General features: G+C 55.4%; 19 protein-coding genes. 6 read left to right on the forward strand and 13 right to left on the reverse strand.

Features of this window, described 5'->3' with window-relative positions; translation table 11 throughout:
- Positions 1–97: 97 nt before the first annotated feature.
- The 4 genes from M1D34_RS31925 to M1D34_RS31940 form a co-directional block, all read right to left on the reverse strand.
- Complete coding sequence (locus M1D34_RS31925) at positions 98–397, reverse strand: YciI family protein (protein WP_498786337.1); 300 nt, start codon at positions 395–397, stop codon at positions 98–100.
- A 593-nt stretch (positions 398–990) separates the two neighbouring features.
- Positions 991–2,277, reverse strand: coding sequence for a phospholipase D family protein (locus M1D34_RS31930; protein ID WP_498786339.1), 1,287 nt, complete (start codon positions 2,275–2,277; stop codon positions 991–993).
- A gap of 120 nt (positions 2,278–2,397) precedes the next feature.
- Complete coding sequence (locus M1D34_RS31935; protein WP_498786341.1) at positions 2,398–3,135, reverse strand: hypothetical protein; 738 nt, start codon at positions 3,133–3,135, stop codon at positions 2,398–2,400.
- A gap of 5 nt (positions 3,136–3,140) precedes the next feature.
- Complete coding sequence (locus M1D34_RS31940) at positions 3,141–4,205, reverse strand: ComEC/Rec2 family competence protein (RefSeq protein WP_498786343.1); 1,065 nt, start codon at positions 4,203–4,205, stop codon at positions 3,141–3,143.
- A 222-nt stretch (positions 4,206–4,427) separates the two neighbouring features.
- Between M1D34_RS31940 and M1D34_RS31945 the strand changes: the two genes are divergently transcribed.
- Positions 4,428–4,661 (forward strand): DUF6429 family protein, encoded by a 234-nt coding sequence (locus M1D34_RS31945; protein ID WP_100673318.1) that lies wholly within the window; start codon positions 4,428–4,430, stop codon positions 4,659–4,661.
- On the opposite strand, the gene tnpC is transcribed toward M1D34_RS31945, so the two are convergent.
- The 6 genes from tnpC to M1D34_RS31975 form a co-directional block, all read right to left on the reverse strand.
- A complete protein-coding gene (gene tnpC / locus M1D34_RS31950) occupies positions 4,642–6,342 on the reverse strand; it encodes an IS66 family transposase (RefSeq protein WP_498786345.1) in 1,701 nt (566 codons plus the stop codon). The two genes, M1D34_RS31945 and tnpC, sit on opposite strands and share 20 nt — an antisense overlap.
- A gap of 45 nt (positions 6,343–6,387) precedes the next feature.
- Complete coding sequence (gene tnpB, locus M1D34_RS31955; protein ID WP_080579326.1) at positions 6,388–6,726, reverse strand: IS66 family insertion sequence element accessory protein TnpB; 339 nt, start codon at positions 6,724–6,726, stop codon at positions 6,388–6,390.
- A gap of 11 nt (positions 6,727–6,737) precedes the next feature.
- Positions 6,738–7,184 carry an IS66-like element accessory protein TnpA gene (gene tnpA / locus M1D34_RS31960; protein ID WP_411927416.1) on the reverse strand — a complete coding sequence of 149 codons (447 nt, stop codon included), beginning with the start codon at positions 7,182–7,184 and terminating at the stop codon, positions 6,738–6,740.
- Positions 7,185–7,560: 376 nt separating this feature from the next.
- A complete protein-coding gene (locus M1D34_RS31965; protein ID WP_498786643.1) occupies positions 7,561–8,484 on the reverse strand; it encodes a DUF6615 family protein in 924 nt (307 codons plus the stop codon).
- Positions 8,485–8,653: 169 nt separating this feature from the next.
- On the reverse strand, positions 8,654–9,142 hold the full coding sequence (locus tag M1D34_RS31970) for a hypothetical protein (protein WP_498786347.1): 489 nt from the start codon (positions 9,140–9,142) through the stop codon (positions 8,654–8,656).
- Between the two features lie 307 nt (positions 9,143–9,449).
- Positions 9,450–9,752, reverse strand: coding sequence for a hypothetical protein (locus M1D34_RS31975; RefSeq protein WP_498786349.1), 303 nt, complete (start codon positions 9,750–9,752; stop codon positions 9,450–9,452).
- Between the two features lie 259 nt (positions 9,753–10,011).
- Between M1D34_RS31975 and M1D34_RS31980 the strand changes: the two genes are divergently transcribed.
- Both M1D34_RS31980 and M1D34_RS31985 read left to right on the forward strand, forming a co-directional pair.
- Positions 10,012–11,622 carry an RcgA family putative transporter gene (locus tag M1D34_RS31980; protein WP_498786351.1) on the forward strand — a complete coding sequence of 537 codons (1,611 nt, stop codon included), beginning with the start codon at positions 10,012–10,014 and terminating at the stop codon, positions 11,620–11,622.
- On the forward strand, positions 11,612–12,637 hold the full coding sequence (locus M1D34_RS31985; RefSeq protein ID WP_498786352.1) for an RcgR family putative quorum lactone hydrolase: 1,026 nt from the start codon (positions 11,612–11,614) through the stop codon (positions 12,635–12,637). The genes M1D34_RS31980 and M1D34_RS31985 overlap by 11 nt, the downstream gene beginning before the upstream one ends.
- Positions 12,638–12,978: 341 nt before the next feature.
- Here M1D34_RS31985 and M1D34_RS31990 read toward each other — a convergent pair whose 3' ends face one another.
- The 3 genes from M1D34_RS31990 to M1D34_RS32000 all read right to left on the reverse strand — a co-directional run bounded on the left by M1D34_RS31990 (position 12,979) and on the right by M1D34_RS32000 (position 15,594).
- Entirely contained in the window at positions 12,979–14,277 is a 1,299-nt protein-coding gene (locus M1D34_RS31990; protein ID WP_498786354.1) for a cupin-like domain-containing protein, read from the reverse strand.
- 68 nt (positions 14,278–14,345) lie between these two features.
- Complete coding sequence (locus M1D34_RS31995; protein ID WP_498786356.1) at positions 14,346–14,786, reverse strand: CxxCxxCC domain-containing protein; 441 nt, start codon at positions 14,784–14,786, stop codon at positions 14,346–14,348.
- Positions 14,787–14,916: 130 nt separating this feature from the next.
- Positions 14,917–15,594, reverse strand: coding sequence for a 2OG-Fe(II) oxygenase (locus M1D34_RS32000; protein WP_498786358.1), 678 nt, complete (start codon positions 15,592–15,594; stop codon positions 14,917–14,919).
- Between the two features lie 83 nt (positions 15,595–15,677).
- Here M1D34_RS32000 and M1D34_RS32005 point away from each other — a divergent pair, with 83 nt between their 5' ends.
- From M1D34_RS32005 to M1D34_RS32015, 3 genes are all read left to right on the forward strand, one after another.
- Positions 15,678–15,935, forward strand: a complete 258-nt coding sequence (locus M1D34_RS32005; RefSeq protein ID WP_498786360.1) for a hypothetical protein — start codon at positions 15,678–15,680, stop codon at positions 15,933–15,935.
- A 303-nt stretch (positions 15,936–16,238) separates the two neighbouring features.
- Complete coding sequence (locus M1D34_RS32010) at positions 16,239–16,454, forward strand: hypothetical protein (RefSeq protein WP_498786362.1); 216 nt, start codon at positions 16,239–16,241, stop codon at positions 16,452–16,454.
- A gap of 85 nt (positions 16,455–16,539) precedes the next feature.
- Positions 16,540–17,691 (forward strand): CgnE/CgnB domain-containing protein, encoded by a 1,152-nt coding sequence (locus M1D34_RS32015; RefSeq protein WP_498786364.1) that lies wholly within the window; start codon positions 16,540–16,542, stop codon positions 17,689–17,691.
- Positions 17,692–17,693 lie beyond the last annotated feature (2 nt).

Below are 17,693 nucleotides of genomic sequence, written 5' to 3' on the forward strand. Positions count from 1 at the left end.
ATGGTGATGGTCGGCCGAGCGACGAAGGATCTGTTGCCAAAATTCGCTGTTTGGTGATCCACGCAGCTAAAAACTGCGTGGACCTCGATTGTCGATATCAGGCGTTGACGCGCTTGTGGTCGAAGACGAACTTGCGCCATCGATCGACCGTGTAGTGCGTGAAAATTCCATTGAGAAAGAATGGATCATTTTCGATGTAGTCGATGGCGTCTTGTCGTGCGTCGGTGTCGAGGATAATCAGACCACCTATGGGGAAGTCGTCCTCTTCGGGAAACAGACCCCCGCTCGCGATAATGCGGGGCGCATTCTTGTTCACATATTCGAGGTGAACCGCGCGCAGTTCTTTCTTTCGGTCCAGAACGCCCGGATCATCGTGAAACATAATTACGTAGGGCATGTCTTCCTCGAGGAGTTGCTAGATAACTTCGCCGTCGGAGAGTTTTCCGCGACAGGTTCAAGAAGTATCTTCTCCAGGAGATCGGGGCAATTAAAGGTAGCCGCTCCATATAACTCGAGATTATAACCGGGCGAACGGCTGACGATTAATCCGAACTAAGCTGTGCGGATCGGCATCCGGCATTTGAAACGCCCGGATTAGTGGCCATGAGCCGCAACGCCTTGGTGCGCCTGTCGTCAAGGGAGCCAAACCTCTCGACAGCCTTAAGAGCTGGTCTTGCCGCTGTAGTCAGCGTTCTAGATGTGGGGGACGGGAACGTTGCGGAGGCCGCCGACCTCTCGTGCGCGCCATCGTCATTGCTTCGCTGCTGTGCCGCCTCGGACCTAAAGTCCGTTCCACGATCTAGTCGCATATCGTATGGCTAAATACGTCAAGCACCGCGGGTGGTCCCAGTCGGAGTTCCATAAGGTGTGTTATGCGATATGTTATATCATTACATTCGTATATGCCGACTCCCATCAGTAGATGGAAATCAAAGTTTCATCCGCTATACGCGCCAGTTGTTTCGCGCGTCAGACCAATCACGGAGACCATTAGGTGTGCTTTTCAACATCGAATCCAAGGAAGCGCAGCCCTTTGATTGTTCGCCCGTTGAAGGGCGGACGGTCTGGAGTCGACCACCCCGCCAACTCCATGACACAGGATCCCCCAAATCTATTGAGGCGATATCTAGGATCAAAGATGCAGTCGTATGCACGCTGAACAACGTCACCTGGCCCTCTGACCAGGTACTCGATCGTTCGCTTAATATCAGCCAGCTTATTTCGCTTGGCGAAGTCCGCTCGCAATCCTTCCAGCCCACCTTCTGTAAATCTCAACAGCTCGAGAAATGCATGGCAACCTACGAGTGTATCAAAGACGCCGTCATAGCTTAAGGCAGAGAGACGTTCGCCGTTGCCGAATTCCGAGCGAATGCGTTCAATGTTCTCGATCTCCTTCTCTGCGTGAAACATGTCTCCTGCCACGATATCGTCGGTAGCTTTCCACAACGAAAGGTACGCTCGGATCCGATCATCGAGCTGCTCGCCGGCCAGAATGGGCGCATTGCGCCAACTGTCGCCTGCCCCATGGCTGAGGCGCACCCAACCCAAAAACCGACCAATTTCGATTTGGGGATCGGCGCCGGCAAATTCAGGTCTACCGAACTCACCCCGCCCGAGTATCTGGGCCACCCTGCGCTGCGCGGGGATCAGCACCTCATCATATTTCCTTCGGAAAATTTGAAGGAACGATCTCTCACGGCTGATTTTATCACTTCCCACTAGGATCGTTGGCGGTGAGCAGCGCTTTATGAACTTATGTACGTGTGCTTCAAAGTCGTCCTCACCACCAGGTCGCCCAGGCGTTCGAAAGGCTTGTTCGTATATCTTCAGAACATCGGGGCTAAGCACGTCTGCATAATCCCACAGTGAATCAAAAATCCCTGGCAGCTCTTCAAACGCCAAGTCCCGCGACCTGCTGAGAATAATCGATACTTCCCTATTAGCGTACATGCCGGCGTCGGTGAGATTAGCTGAACCCACCATCGCTGTATCGTCCACAACGTAAACCTTGGCATGAAAACGGCGATCGGTGAAATACCGGACCGACACATTGGGATCGTTGACGGCAAGCTGTAAAGCGCTCGGGGTTGTTGCGGGGCTCAGCCGGACCAAAAGGCGCACCTTACAACCTCGTGCTGTCAGTGCTTGGACGGGCTTAAAGCTGTCATAGAAGGGACTGGCGAGCAGAGCATCTCGAGCACCGGGAGCAGTCAGCTCGAAAAAATCAATAGAATGCCCAGTATGTGACGTGTTTCCATAGAGGTCTCTTAATTTCATTCCTGACCCTCCCCCATTTCAAGAACTCAAAACAGAAGTCCAGACTCGCATTCATACTTCAACTTGTGTTGAGCGGCGGATTGCGGACGAGCACGACGGCTGCGCCGCCGATGCCGCCGTTTATGCATCTGGCGCCACATCCTTCATGAGGTTTTCGCAGCTAAGCAAGAGCTGCCTTGCATATTGGTCTGATGCTTGCGCGACCGCCCTTTCTGATACCAAGAAGAGGAAAAATCCTGCGTGGATCGCAGCGACGACAAGCACGGTGCCAATCTGAGCTTGGTTCCAGTGTCCGGCCCATGGAAGCCAAGCGTGCAGAACTGCGACGCAGAAGAAGACGACGCTGGCATTGAGCAGCAATCCCGGCCATTTAAGGCCGAGCAGATTGCGGCGAAAGCCATAGGTCTTGTTCTCCTCAAATAGGATCGGAAACTTGGCGGTGTCTCGCGTCTGTTCGCGCAGCCAGGTTCCGCACCGTTCGTAGAAGCCGTTGGCTTGGCTGGGATAGGATTGTTCATCACGTAAGGTCGGAGCTTGCTCGCCGATTTTGCGGGCCAGAAATTCCCGGTAGCGCCGCTTCGTCGTGTCATCAATTGTCGTATCCGAGTGCCGGAGGAACCTGACTGACGGCTTGCCTTCTGCCTTCGAAAACAAACGCGGTTCTATCCATTTGCCGCGCCGACGCGCGACATCGGCGAAGCCCACGAACAGTGCGGCGACTGCAGCTATCGCGATGGTCTCGGGCATACTGAAGCTCGTGTAAGACGTCGAAACCAGCGCCAGCGCGATAGCAGGAGCGATGGCGATGACCGCGGGCAGGAGCCGAGCACGGAGATTATAAGCGTCGAGAAAATTCATGACGCTCACTCATCGTAAGCATAGGAAAACGGTTCGGACGTTACGGGGACCTCACCGTCACGCGCCGGCATGTCATTGTAGTGCCGCTTCCATGAGTCACGCGTAGAAATGACATTATATCCTCGGCGCAGAAAGGCATTCTTCACTCGCGCGCGGGGATATTCGGGCTTGTTTCTCCCGACCGAGCAGAAAGCGGTTCCGCGCTTTGTTCCTTCGGCAACCGGGATACCAAGCCAGCGGTTTAGCACAGAGGGAGTGACGTTTCTGCGGCTTCCATGATGCGGAATCTGGACGAATGTCGGCGGCGATAGGATACCAAGGGCTGCCGCCCTATCGGCCGCTTCGGATAGCGCGATTGGCCCAGCATCTGCGGTTAGAAGCAAAGTTCGATCGCCAAGCCGCGCGAGCTGGACCACAGAGGACTCATTCGAGGCGCTGACCGTAGGCGGGTTTTCCTGCAACTGTTCGTCCCACCAAGTTTCGACATAACTGGCAATTTGTTTGGCGATCTCTTGGAGACGTTCGAGAAATCCGCCCTTGTGGGGCCGAGCATATGATGTCGGGGTGCGATCAAACTCCGGTATGAGCGACAAGTAGCGCTCGCGCGTAGGTGCCAAGACCTGAAAGGCACCGATTTGCACTCCGGAAAAAACATCGTAGATCGGAACGTGCTTCGCACTCGCGATGTCTTCCAATTCGGCCAGGAGTGGATAGGATTCGCGGATAGCCCGAGCCAAACCCTCAACTGTGTAGTTGCCGTGGAAGTCCTGGAAGATACGGGCGGCGTGAATCCACGGCCTGTTCATCCAAAGCGCCCCGACTTCGTAGTGCTTCATGATATCGATGAGGCCGGTCGCATGATCGGCATCGGCGTGCGATAACACCACGTGATCGATGCGCATCGGGTTTCCGTAGTACCGCGCAAGGTGAGTGATCATCGCCTGCGCGGTATCGGTGTAACCGGCATCGACCACATGGATCGTGTAGCCTGTGAGCGAATCACCATAACGAATGCAGATCGCGTCGCCATTACTCTCGCCTATCGGCAAGAAATCTATTTCGAATTTCATGTTGCCTCAGTCCCGATTCGCCCATCATTCAACTATGAGCTGAATTATATCGTTGGGAAAGGGTGAAAGTTGTTTGGAGCACTCGGTTCCGAGCCCAGCCCAGCCCCGCCCTACATTCCCCGTTGAACGAGGACGCGATCAGATCGCGGCACTTTGAGACTGTAGGTACCCATCCGAGCAGGGCCGCAGGATTTTGAGCGCCGCGCGTGGTAAATTCGGTTCATGGAGATCGATGAGGACAAGATCGACGATGCCGTTTTGGCGCTGTTATGGCTGACGCTGCATAACGAGCGTTGTGCCTGGAAGGGCTTCGACTGGGCAACGACGGATCGGCTTCACAAGAAGGGCATGATCGGCGACCCGGTAAACAAGTCGAAGTCATTGATCCTGACCGATGAAGGCTTGGGGCGTTCGGAGGCGTTGTTCCGGGAGCTGTTTACGCGGCCGCCGCAATAGCGGTCCCTTGTTGTGCCTTCCATTGCCAAGGCAGCAGTTCGTGCAGGCGGGAGACGGGAAGATCGGCGATGCGGGCGAACACATCGGCGAGCCACGCCTTTGGGTCGACGTCGTTGAGACGGCAGGTCGTGATGACGGAGAGCATGATGGCGGCTCGATCGGCCCCACGCTGGGAACCGGCGAAGGTCCAGTTTCGACGCCCGAGCGCAATTCCTCTCAAAGCGCGCTCGGCGGCATTGTTCGTGAGACAAATCCGGCCATCTTCCAGGAAACGGGTAAAACCATCCCAGCGCTTCAGCATGTAATCGATCGGCTCGATCACCTCGGACGATTTGCTGAGGGTGCCGCGCTCCCGTTTCAGCCACGCGTGCATGTCGTCGAACAGCGGCTTGCTCTTCTTCTGCCGCGCGGCCAGTCGTTCTGCGGCGCTCAATCCATTGATCTCGCGCTCGATCTCAAACAGCGCATCGTACCGTTGGACGGCCTCCAGGGCGATCGGCGAGATCGGCTTGCCCTTGCGTTTGCGGTCGCGGGCATTTTTCTGGATGTCGGCAAGCTCAAAGAATTTGCGCCGCGCATGCGCATGGCAAAAGGCGAAGGTGATCGGTACCGCTTTCTTTTCGGCGACACTGAGCGGCTCGAAGCCATTGTAGCAATCACTCTGCAGAATGCCGCCATACCCGGCAAGGTGCTTCTGCGGATGCTCGCCGCGGCGGTCGCTCGACGCATAGTATATGGCCGCCGGCGCCGCCGCGCCGCCGTAGGACCGGTCATCGCGCACGTAGGTCCATATTCGCCCGGTCGTGCATTTGTCTTTGGCCTGGATGGGAATGGTGGTGTCGTCGCCAAAAAGCCGCTCGGCCGCGAAGACATGCGTCTCGATCAGATCAAAGATCGGCAGGAGCGCGGCCGTTCCATACCCGACCTGGTCGGCCAACGTCGAGGTCGAAAGCTCGATGCCCTCGCATTTGAACCGGGTGCTCTGGCGGTTGAGAGGGCTATGCATGCCAAACTTGTCAAACACGATCGTCGCCAGCAGATGAGGACCGATGAAGCCGCGCGGCGTCGCATGGAACGGCGCCGGCGGTTGGCTGATCGCCTCGCAGTCTCGGCAGGTAAACTTCTCCCGCACCGTCTCGATCACGATGAACCGGCGCGGAATCTCCTCGAGCGTTTCGGTCACATCCTCGCCCAGCTTGGAAAGCCGGGATCCGCCGCAGCATGCACAGGTGCTGGGAGGATCGATGACCACACGCTTGCGCTCGACATCCTCTGGCCACGGCTTTCGGACCGGCCGCTTGCGCGTGAACGAACGCACGCTCGCGGTCTTGGCGGCCGCAGCCTGCGCTGCAACCTCGTCCTCCGTCGCCGCCATCACCAGTTCTTCGAGCTGCAATTCCATCTGGTCAAGCAATCGCGCGGTGCGCTCGGAACGCTTTCCGCGAAGCTCCCGCCTTAGCTTTTCGATCGCTAGCTCCAGTTTGGCGATCAGCGCCGCGCTGTCGGACAGCATCGCCTGCGCATTGGCGGCTTGCGCCACCGCAATGTCCCGCTCGGCGACGACGGTGTCGCGCTCGGCAACAACGACATCGCGCTCAGCCTGTAACATCTCACGCTCGGAAAGCAGCGCCAGATAGGCGCTCGCAAGGTCCGCAGGAAGATCCACAGGCTTCGAAGTCATGAAGCCATTGGATCAGATTCACTCAATATTTTCAATGCAATAATGCTATCCGACCCGTGTCGGACGCCAGGTTTCCTGCGGATTGCGCCAGTCGATCCCGGACAACAAATAGGACAATTGCGCCGGTGAGATTGCTACCGCACCGCCCTCCATATTCGGCCAGATAAACCGGCCCTTCTCCAGCCGCCGGGTAAAAAGGCAGGCGCCCAGACCATCATGCCAGATGATCTTCAAAATATCCGATCTGCGCCCCCTGAAGACGAAGAGATGCCCCGACAACGGATCGTGCTTCAAAACCTCCTGCACCCGAAGCGCCAGGGAGGGAAAGCCACAGCGCATGTCCGTATACCCCGTCGAAAGCCAGACCTTGACCCCTGTTCCCATCGGAAACGGATTCACCGCAGCGCCTCCAGTCCGCGCAGGATCCGAAGCAGCGCTTCAACGTCGACATCGCGTCCCACGATCACACGGCGACCATTGGCGCTGACAACCTCCATAAGCCCACGTTGTGCCGTCGAAGAATTGGTCGGCGCAACAACCGGCATGCCTGGCTCCGGGACCAACAGTGCAGGAATAAACCCTTCACTCCCCCGGCCATTGCCGAGCCGTCCCTCGCGAGCTGCTTTACGCCAATCGTTCAACTGAAAGCGTGTGATCCCATGGCGACGTGCTGTTGCCGTGACCTGACGCGGGGCGGAATAACTCTCCGCGACGATCGCAAGTTTAATCTCGTTACTGAAACGGCGACGCCGCCCGCTATCGACAATCTCCATCCGGCTGACTTGCGGCCGGCTCTCTATCGTTAAATCCACGGTTCTCACACTGTCTATATTGACGTCCATATAGACAGAACATCCAGTTCGCCTCACTTCTCAGCAAGGCGGCCCTCCTCGGATGCGTACGACTGTAGTCGGAATCGAGCATGTCGACGATCTTGTAGCGGGCTCGGTAAATACTCAGCTCGTTGCTCCGAACCTGTAATGGCCAGTGACAAGCTCTTCGGGCGACAAGTCCTCGAAGCGAGTTTTGCATTTCACCCTTGCCACCGCTCAGCACAGTGAGAGGATAGCGGGCGGAACGACCGCCCCTCGCCTTCCCACACGCGCACAACACTTGTGGAGCAATTCCCTCCTGCGGCGACGTGACAGCTCCGGACCCGGTCAGCCAGGGAGAGAGAGAGAGAGAGAGAGAGAGAGAGAGAGAGAGATCGGCTTCGCGTCAGCGCCGGCTGAGTTCATCGGCGCGTCCGAAGTATCGATCGGTCCGACTTAGGCTCGTGGTGAGGATCACGCGGGGGCGCTTGAGCTCCCTGCGGTCTTTCGCCGTGACCTGTCCTTCTATGGCGCGTTGGATCGAGGGAGGGATACCGTCTGCAGGTTCGATCACAAACTGCGCCGCCGGGGGCGCGCTGATTTGCTCTTGTCGATGACGAAACCGGCGGGCGACAAGGTCCGGATGAAAGGCGCCTGTTATCACGGGCAGGACGTCTTGGAAGGGCCCGATCATAAATTGTGTGGCGTCGGATGCAGCAGGATCACCCCGTGCAGTAATGCCTGCTGGCCAACACAGAATGTCGGAAAGCGGCATGAAATGATCGCGCCAATGGTCGACCTTCTTCTGTTTCTTCTTGCAGCCGCCCAATACCACCGGCGCGACGTGATGTGCGAAGACGAGATTGATCCCATCAATCGCCGGACGGTTGCTTGTGGCAGGGGTCAGCGCGGAGATTGGGTGATAGAGAATATAGAGCGGAAGCGTCGCCATGCCCGCGGGGGACCTTCCGGTGTAACCGACGAGCGTCTGGGCTTGTTGCCCTGCAGGCTTACCGTGATCGAGATGGTGATAGTACCAATAGCCACCGACCTTTAACTTGGCAAAGTGAGCGCGTTTGGCCTGCAAGATGAGTCGGAGGTATCGACCGCCGTGAATTTCGAGCGGAGCGGCAAAAATCCAGTCCATGTCGCCGCCCGTCGTTGGCTCGTCCGGAAAGTCCACCCGAATGCCAAACGCTTCCAACCCGACTAGGCTCGCCATTAACAAGTCGGTGACGGTTTCCTCACGAAAGTTGCGCTTTAGCCCGCGATCGCGCTCCAACAACTCGGCGATTCGGGGCGGGAGTGAGTGGGCGAGTTCACACAGCATCTTCAACCGTTATCTGCAAGGTGGACAACGGAGCCATTTGTTACGGGCGGAGGATTGAAGTCTCCTTAATTATTGACTTCTGGACTCAATCGCTATCCCGCGCTCGGGAACTTTTTTCTTTCAACTACTCAGATGAGCGCAGCGGAATTCACACTGCGAAAGGGCACGATCACTTTTTCTTCTGCTCGGCGATGACCGCGTTTGCCTTTTCGAGACGGTCGCGGGCGATTTCGACGATCTGAGGGCCCAGGATGGACGCGTATTTCGGTTTGATTGCCAATTCTTCGAAGGCGAGATCAAGGCGCTCGTGTTCGCGCAGGAAGCCAAAACCCTCGGTCTCGTTAACCATGATCCGCCGCATAGTTTCCACGGCACCACGGCGGGCGAGCATCTGATAGACACGGGAGCCCCCTTTCCTGCCGGTCTGCGACTCTCTGAATCGGACATAGTCACGCGTCACGTCGCGCATCCGCATGCCAAGGTCCGCTTCCAGCGCCTTATCTTTCAAGATCGGCCTCGTCTCGATGGTCTCGCCGAGTCTGGTGAGTTCGGCTGTGACCACTTCGTTGACCGTCGAGGTGATCGTCGTCTGCTTGACCTCGGCGAGGCGGCGGATGCGCGCTTCGGTTTGCGGATCATTGATGAGGACTGCTGCCATCGCTCTTCTCCTACGCGCCATGTTTGACGCGAGTCGGTTTATATATCGTGGCTCAGAAGAAGGAAAGTGGAAATATATACAGTGACTATGGATCGCGCCCGCAAAAGGGGAAGGGGAAGCCGAATCAAGTCGTTTTTCCAGGTTTCTTCAACACCTTAGTTCCATACGGACAATCGCGCGAAAAAACGTACTTGTGCCGCCGAATATGGCGTGGGTGACGCAATGCTCGACACGGGACGCCGCCGCCGACATAATCGACAGCAGTGTGGTCTCAGAACATTATTGTGCAATCGGCATAAAAGGAGACTCAGAAAACCGATGTGCTTGGCCGATCGCGAGGGGCTTCCAAGACGGAATTCATCTCATTGGGGTTAAGGGTGCCACGTGTCGCGATCAGGTAAGCCGCAATATAGGCCAGCTTCAGCCTCGATTCCCGATCGTCCCGCGGCCTGTAATTGACGATCGCCAGCCGGCCGGCTTCTTCATCCCGCGCAACGTCTAAAAGTCCGTTTGCATAGGCTACGTTCGAAACCTCGGTGGCTGCGCTGCGTTTATCCCAAACACGAGCGGCATCTGCGGTCACCCGTAGCGCAGCGATATGCTGATCCATCAAGTCGCAAAGGGCAACCGAAGGTTCCGCCCCACCCTCTCCTTTTTGTCCCGCACGCTCCGGCGCTGACGCACTCAAAGCCGTGCTCGGGCGTGGAGAAATGGACCCGATACCACGGGCCGAACGCGAACTGGATGACGACAACAATAGCATGGTGGAATGCCTCACCGATCAAGTTGCATGCCGGGCGTAAAACCATTGATTGAGGCTGAAGGCACGATAGGATACGAAACGAAACGAAATTTGGGCCTATAAGCCATTGGAAAAGAACGGGAAGATTTTTGTCGCACCGCCCAAGGACGGCAGCGATTTCAAGGAACTGTTCAAGCAGTTAGCCGCTGCGGGAGCGGGCCGGCCATTGGGCAGTGACGGGTTTCCGCAAGGCCCATGGACGCCGGAGCTTCTGACAGAGGCGATTTCACAGATCGACTCCAACCGGATCGGGGTCGATTTGCGGACGGTGCAGCTCTGGTTTCAAGAGAACGAGAAGGGGATTAGCTCGTCCAACATTCGTTGGCTCGCGCGGATCTTTGGGTGCGACGATCCGGAAGCGACCAGCGAATGGCAGATGGAGCTCAGCGCCGCGCAATCACGGCTAACCGCCAAGAGGCGAGATTCGAAGAAGGCGGGAAGCAGCACAGCGCTGCGGGTTCCAGATATGCCGCCGCCTGTGACGGTCGATGATCAGACGCAGCCTGCGGGCGATCTGCCACAAGGCATTGATGTCACCCGGCGAAGACAGGGTTTCAGCTTGGCGAGAATATCGGAGGCGCTTTTTAGCCATGGATCTCCCTTGAATCTACCGGCGTCGATATTCGCGGGTGCCTCCGCGCTTGGGTTTTTGTCATATATCGCGGGGATCCACAGCGCCACCTTTAGCCGGGCGGATGGTGTTGCTAAGCAGGTCGGTTTTCTATGGGCACCGAACTGGACGTTCCTCTTCATGGTGCTCTTGCCGCTATTTTTCGCGTTCGTGATAGAGCTGCTGGTCTTCTGGAAAAATGACGCGCGCTTCAGGCTGGTAGCGCAGGGCGACCGGTTGGAAAGCGACGATGCCTGGACCCGCAACGTTCAAGCTTATTCGTACACATACCGGGCGGTTTTCTTGATCTGCGTGTTGTTCGCGGGTCTTTTTCAGTGGATCGGCGTGTGCTTGATCCCGTTGATCAACGGCGGTGGCAACTATGCGATAGATTGGGGCAAGTTAGCCATTGTGCACCCTGAAGTCATATCAGTGCCAGTTTCGATTGTTTTCACGGCGCTCGCGTATCTTTACATGTGCCTTTGCTTTTATCTTTTTTTCGCGGGCCTCATTCTGCTTCATACGATCGTCCATGATCTCTGGAGAATTGAAGAGGCATCAACAATGCGACCGGTGGGACATCGGCGCGAGGGCGGTGAAATCGGCCTTAGGGTGATGCGGGGAATTTTCAGGTGTACTGTCCTGGGTGTTCTAGTCGCCATATGCATGAAGGTCCAAAGCTCTTACCTGAGCTCGAACGGAGGAGATATCGTGACCTGGATAGCCCACGATATGTCTTCGATCCTGTATGAGCGCCACGACGGCGGCAATAGCTTCAGCTATAGAATGCCAACGCATTACAGCAGCCTCCTAGTCGCCATTTCGACCTGTATCGTTTTTCTGTACGGTTCCATCCGCTTGGGTGTCGGAAAGCGGTTTCGCGTGCCTCTATGGAGGATGTCTGCGGTCGTAGGGTTGCTCTTTGCCAGCTACTTGTTGATCGATGCCTTTGAGGGCTTTTCGATCCTCGTCGGCGTTGGAGTGCTGCTCGCGACATACGGCCTCTTTGATCCAGAGTTTGGGCGATGGCGAGCAAGCGCGTTAGGAAGCAACCAGAGTGTATCATAATTGGCTTGATCGTTGGGACGAGCGGCGGGCGCGGCGCGGTGAGGAAGCGAAGAAAGTAACGGATTTCATCCTCGACGCCGGCCGGGCCTTTCCGGGCGAGAAGAGAATAGAAACTATCGACGAGTTTTGTGTCCTTGCGGACCAGGCCCTGTCTGATTCAAGCTTTTACGATGAGCCGAGCGGGAGCGGTCAGGGCTTTGAAAGGCACGATGGGTGGCTCAGATTTCCATCGGACATTTCTACTGACGTCGAAGAGAACAACGTCGTCTGGGCAAAAATCACCGAGAGCGGCTCGCTCGATCAGGCATTGGTGATTTTTCATCACTGGAATGCCAGCGCCCGAAATCGTCAGATTGCCCAGTTTTTCTCGCAGCGTGGGATCACGGTTGTCGAGATTGCTATGCCTTATCACTTCGAGCGCAGCCGTCCCGGCTCGCTGTACGCCGATTATATGCTTAGTTCGAATCTCGGCCGAACGATCCAGTCTGTAAGGCAGGCCGTATGGGATGGGCGAAAGCTCATCCGCTGGCTGAAGAGCGAAGGCTATCGAGAGGTCTCGGTTCTCGGCATGAGCCTTGGCTCCTGGGTTGCGGGATTGATCGCTGCGCATGATCCGGCCGTATCGAAGGCCTCGTTATTTTTGACGGCGGGTAGTCTCGCAGACATGGTTTGGACGGGGCGCGCGACCCGATCGATACGTGATAGCCTTGAACTTGAGATTGAGCTGAGCGATCTAAGAATTGCTTGGGGTCCACTTAACATGGAGAACTACGTACATCCTTTGGCACGGCCTGATCTCGATCTTCACGTTGTGTTGGCTAAGAGAGACAAAGTGGTTTTGCCAGAGCTGTCGGAGAGATTCACGCAGAGGCTGAAGGACGCTGGAGCCAAGCTAAATATTTTAAAATTAAACTGCGGCCACTATTCGCTCGCCATGCCGCCTTACATTTTACTGGCCGGTTTGAGCTTGAAGCGGTTTCTATCGTGTGCGGACAAATCGGCCCGGCGAATATGAAGTTGGCGTGGCCGCCCGCCCCTGCCGGAGCCCTCCCACCCGCGGCTCATAATCGACACCACGCGAACTCAAAATCTAGCGCATTTTAGATATGCAACATATGAGCCGGTTAGAGATGCGACAGTCGTCGCCTCTCGGCTCTCGGGATGTTGGTCAAACTTGAAAGTTTGGAAGGAAGACTGGCGACGTGAAGCGTGGCTGAGGCCATGAGCGTTTGAGCGTTCGGAGTCGTCGTGTCTTGCTTGATCAAGATGTTGCAGAAGGAATTGCATCGTCTCGAAGTCATCCGTAAGATCGCGAACGATCAAACACCATTATTTTTGGAGTATCCGTTCGGAGTTCTACCGATCCACCAACAGCAACCCGGAACGAATCATCCGGACAAGGTGATCTGCGAAGTCCCTTGGAGTAAATTCAGTTGCTATTGCAGCTGTATACGCCGCCGTCGGAGAGCACGGGCGTGAGAACGCATTCAGCAAGAAAGCACATTTAAGACCAAGAACCTGCTCGATAATCCCACAAGATGCCTTTATCTTTTCATCCCCGAGGAACTCAACTCGCAGTCCTGGCGCACAACAGAGGCGCAGGGATTCGTTCGACACGTCCAAATTCAGCGTTATGCGATGTAACTCGCGCTCCAGTCTCGAAATACGGTCACGAAGCTGGACAGTCCGTTCGGAACTCGGCGCACCGGCCAATCCTCCTGCGCCCGGCACCATATGGCTGAACGGATCGCCTCCTTTTTCAAATACATAGTGATCGATATTAGCTGCCCAGAATTGTCGCCAATGCTGAGGCAGCGGTTTCACATGAGCCAGAAGCCTGAGAAAGGTGATCTCCGCCTCAAGTTTCTGGGCATCATCAATATCGCTCCACCAAAGATTAGCAGAGATATTAACGCCCTCTGAAGAGACACTGTGCCACCAGTTTGCCGGGAGGTACAACATATCGCCCGGCGCAAGATCCGCCACTTCCGACGTTTGGATGGCGTCGTGAAACTTTGGGTACTTGTCATAATCGGGCTGAACTGAATTGACGGAACTTTCCGACGCGCCATTCTTTCCGCCTTCATATGACGCCGTGTACATGTTGACCAACTGGCCAGGTTCGAAAAGGCGAAAAATCTTTCGACCTTGTAAGACGAAATAGAAATTTTCGACTGAGTCGAAATGGGTGTTGATGCGATGGCCGCCCGATCCGATCCACAGGTTCCACGACGCGCTATGAAGATCTGCTGTGCGGACTTTAATGGCCGATAATAAGTCGGATAGTTCAGGTATCGTCTCCCCGACGTCGTTCACCTGCGAAAAGCAGTACGAGGCCGATCGTGCTGCGGCCGTCGCTTTTATTTCGTCCAAAAACTTCTGGAATCTGAATAGGCCCGAAGAAACATTTCTGCCGTAGCTACCGGAGTTCGGAGCCGAGTAGGTAACAAGCCCGCCGTCGGTACTGAGCCCCGTCGTTACAGACACCTCGTGGTTGGAGAGCCTGGAAGCAAACCAATCCGTGACACTGCCGTCCTCGGCGCACCGCACTAGAAAATCTCGCGCCGCTCCTCGAACGACAAGAGGTGTGTGCCTAACCACCATTTCGCTGCCGCTCACGCCGTCCGAACTGGGTACCTCTTCTGTGTACTTCACGTAACGCTCCCTGCTACTACTCGCAATTGAAGAGAAAGGACGTCCATAGTACGCACACACTCGTGCAGTTACAGGTCAGGCCATGCAACATTGCGGTCGGGAAAAGCAACTGCTTCCGGAGATATCTCGGATACAGCGCGTCCTTGCACAGTACGTCCTTGTGCTTGCATAAGCTCCATGGAACCTGCCACCAGCGGATGCCACGGATACAAATCCCGACCTTCAGCTAATAGCCTGTAAGCACACGTGGCAGGCATTGAGCAGCTCAGAACATTCTCTGCTGTAAGGACACCGCATTCAGGCACAACGTCGTGGCGGTTAGCGTATTGCTTACAAGTTCCACTCGACAGGTCCAACTGCCGGCATGCCACGTCAGTCCAGGTGACATCACCACTCGACGTCTTAGTCTTCAATAAGCAACAGCGCCCACATTTGTCGCACAGCGACTCCCATTCCGCTGAAGTCATCTCCGACAGTTTTTTGCGCTTCCAGAACGGTATCGAAGTCACGATTGCACACGCCCTTTAAAGGATTGCCGTTAACTATGGTGTTTTACTTGGAGGCGCACTCCAAACAGCCCTGTTGTTTCCCTCAACCCCGGTGGGTAATCGAACTCTCGCGTCGGTACGCAGCCTAGTGTCAAAAATAATCAAGTGTCCACGTGAAGCGACGCCCAACAGGTGCAATCGCTGCGACAGGCGTCACCCAGTGAACCGAATGCGGCCCAGGGGCAAATAGCATGGCAGTATTCAGCTGCGGGACTACCGTGATCTCTTCATCTCCATCGGCCCATCGGAAGTGGGTGACACCTCCGTACTCCGGCCGCCACCCCTCGGTTAAAGAGATGGACACGACCAATTTCGTCGGATGGTCCTCGTCACCCTCATCGCAATGCTCACCAATGAAGTCTCCTGGCCACCAACCGGTAAGTGTCCCCGGGAATTCGAAGCCACTCAGCTCTTCGCCGAGAACCTCGCCAAGAAACTCCAACATATCTTTTCCGGCAACAACATCGTTCAGCTCTTTGGGAACCGTGTTTGGAGGCCTCAATCGCATGTGTGTAGTGAGGTAATAGCGATCTGGGATTGGTTCTCCAAAGCCCTTCTCGAGCGTCGAGCCGTACGGATCGGGAGAATGAACACCGTAGTGCTCCATCGGAGAAGTTATGGCGAACTGCCTAATCGATGCCAGCACCTTCGCATCTAGGAAGTTCTCGGCCAAAGCGAAACTCCGCAGCGCTGCACCGGTCTGGAAACGCTCCCTCAGTTGGTGACGGGCATCCCAAAGCGATTGACTGATTGCCCTCGGCTTGATCATGGCCCCCCCGTGCGTCGACTGCTGCATTGACTTCGGGCTGCAGTTGTGTTCGCATACGTTACACGGTACATTAGGAGGCGTTCATGAGCAACTCCCAACGTGTGCTGCTAAGTAGCGACGAATTGACCGCTATTCAGCAGAAAGCAGAGGCCGATATGGCCGCCGTAGATTCTGACATGCAAGCAGTGCAATCAGATATGGCGCGTGTAGATGCTGACATGGCTGATGTAGAGAGTCGTGAGGCTACTGTCACTAGTGATGAAAAAGCTATTGAGGCCGCGTTATCTGCAGTCGAAGCAGATGACGTTCGTGTTCAGTCGGACATAACATCGGCACAGTAGCTCGCCCTGAGCTATCTTGAGAAAGGATACTAGTATGTCGAAAGTTCGAGACGACATGCTCGGGTCAGAGTCGTACTCCGACAAGGGAGCAGATAAAGGCGAACGTCGCCCCAGTGCTAGTCTGAACGATATGATAGAGCGAGAGATTGCTCAAGCTAGCGCGGATGCGAAGCGCCTTGAGGAGCTAAGTTCCAGTCAAGGCATCACCAGAAAGTTAGCCGGGGCACGATATCGAATTTATGAGACCTCAAGGTCCGAATAACGAGCTAATCGTCTGGCCCTCAGCACTAGCAGGAGATGGACATGACCAGCATACCCCATCATCACGACGTCCCAAGCGAGGTCAACGATGTAAATGAACTCCGCCCTGCATCCGGGGTTGAGGAAATGATTGCGCACGAGCTAGCTAAGGCCGCGGAGGATGTCCGTAGGTTGGAGGCGGATGCAGTTAAACGCGGGGCACCTCTCAAGCTCTCTGGCGCACGATATCGCATTTATAACACTGATGCCACGGATTGAACGGTTAGAATAGAAGGGAATGTCTGCGGCCACACGCGAGATGGGGTGTGGCCTTTTTTTATCGATTATCGGAGAGGTCGCGAAGATGATCAAGGAAGCGGTTTGGAGGGGCGTTGAGACGCTCATCGACCACTATGTTCGACCGCGACCTTCGGACGCGATTATAGTCGTCTTTACAAGCGAAACTGTCGAGTGCGCATCGTGGATTAAGGTCGCTCTTCAATTAAGAGGGCTCACATGTAGTCAGGTTTGGATGGTTCCCCTCGAAGATCAGATGTTCTCAGAGAGGTTTGCATCTGTCCTCCCGAAGGAAGCTGAGTTGATTGGTGATCTGATCGTTATAACGCTTGAACTGAATACACTATCGCACGATCAGGTTCTTCGAACACAATTGTCAAGATTCGACCCAAATAGGACAAAGGCGTTTCGAATTATCAGTGCTTGTGAGGAGCTCTTCTCTGAAGCACTTCAAATACTGCCTTCAGATTTGTCCGCTCGAAATGCAACGGTGCTTTCGAGGCTTATGGAAGCTTCTGAGCTCCGACTGACCACGAGGAGTGGCTCTGATTTGAGAGTTAGACTCGATTCCGCGAAGTATCGCTGGGTGAGCAACAGAGGGATCTGGAAACCAGGTAAGTTCACAATATTACCGCCTGGAGAAGTGGCTACTTTCCCAGCCAATATTGAAGGTGTGTTTGTTGCAGATTTTGCATTTAATGTAAACATGATCGCCGAACGTGACGCTCGGCTCACAGATCATCCAATAACCATTCAGATAGAGAACAACCGCGCTGTGAGTTCAGAGTGTGCGGACCCCGCGACGAAACGGTTTCTCGATGAGTGCTTTTGCACCTACTGCTCACACATTGTTGGAGAGCTTGGCTTTGGAACAAACATCGGTGTCAGGCAGCCGATTAGTCTGAACTCGCACATTAACGAAAGAGCTCCGGGAATTCATCTTGGCTTCGGATCGAGCAATCAAGCCCCGTCCACAGTTGGCTACAGTTGCGACATTCACCTAGACTTAATTGCTTGGGGCGGTGTGGTCGAAATTGACGGCGAAGCGGAGCCTTTGGACCTCGAGACTTTTACTCCCGGGGATGCTCCACATCCAGAGAGCACCTACGATGAAGACGCAAGATCGGGGGGGCCCATTGATGACATCGAAGTTGACGACTGTTGTGGGATCTTAACCCGGGATGGGATTCGTCTTTTTTCTGCAAATGCTCCTAGTTAATC

Source organism: Ensifer sp. D2-11, from assembly GCF_054161295.1.